Raw genomic sequence first — 804 nt, 5'->3', positions numbered from 1 at the left:
AGTCGCATAAGGGAGAGCGTCGACCGATGCCCTTGAGAGCCTTCAACCCAGTCAGCTCCTTCCGGTGGGCGCGGGGCATGACTATCGTCGCCGCACTTATGACTGTCTTCTTTATCATGCAACTCGTAGGACAGGTGCCGGCAGCGCTCTGGGTCATTTTCGGCGAGGACCGCTTTCGCTGGAGCGCGACGATGATCGGCCTGTCGCTTGCGGTATTCGGAATTCGCCGAAGGGGTACCCGGCGCCGTACGACGGGGACCACACCATCAGGGCGTCCGAGCTGCCGGCGTGCACCGCCGTCGCGAGCGCGCGGAAGGCCTGCACGAACTGGGTCGGCTGCTGCCCCCACCGCACCCACGTGCCGTTCATCTGCGGTGCGAACCGGACGAGGACCTGGGTGTCGTACTGCCGGTGGACGTCCTCGAGCAGGGTGTTCGCGGCTCGGGCGTCGGCGGCGGTCAGGGACCCGAGCGACCGGTCGGGCTCGAAGCTCACGACGAGGACCGCGCCCTGCGTCGCCGCCGCTCGGGTCGCGCGGAGGAACTCCTTGCGGGCGCTGCGGTCGAGCGGGTACGGGATCTCGACGCCGTACATCGACGGTGTCGCGCCGAGGCGTCCGGCGTAGCCGTCGGGGGCGTCGTCACCCCAGTCGATGTCCGGCCCGAACCAGGTCGTCCCGGAGCTCGGTCCTACCGCGGCGGCGTTCGTCGCCGACGCCGCGGCAGCGGTGGTGGTCGCCGACGTCGCTGCGGGCGTCGTCGCCTGCACCGCGGACGCCGGCGGCGCACCGCCCAGCGCGAACGT

At 70.4% G+C, this 804-nt stretch carries 2 pseudogenes; one reads left to right on the top strand and one right to left on the bottom strand.

Annotated features, from left to right (window positions below):
• Nucleotides 1-257, top strand: a pseudogene (locus tag I5E_RS25980) (hypothetical protein); the annotation flags it as partial.
• On the opposite strand, the pseudogene I5E_RS25385 reads toward I5E_RS25980, so the two are convergent.
• Nucleotides 154-804, bottom strand: a pseudogene (locus I5E_RS25385) (hypothetical protein); the annotation flags it as partial. The pseudogenes I5E_RS25980 and I5E_RS25385 sit on opposite strands and share 104 nt — an antisense overlap.

The organism is Curtobacterium sp. B18 (assembly GCF_000333375.1).
Lineage (GTDB): Bacteria > Actinomycetota > Actinomycetes > Actinomycetales > Microbacteriaceae > Curtobacterium.
This window is presented reverse-complemented; position numbering and strand designations above follow the sequence as displayed.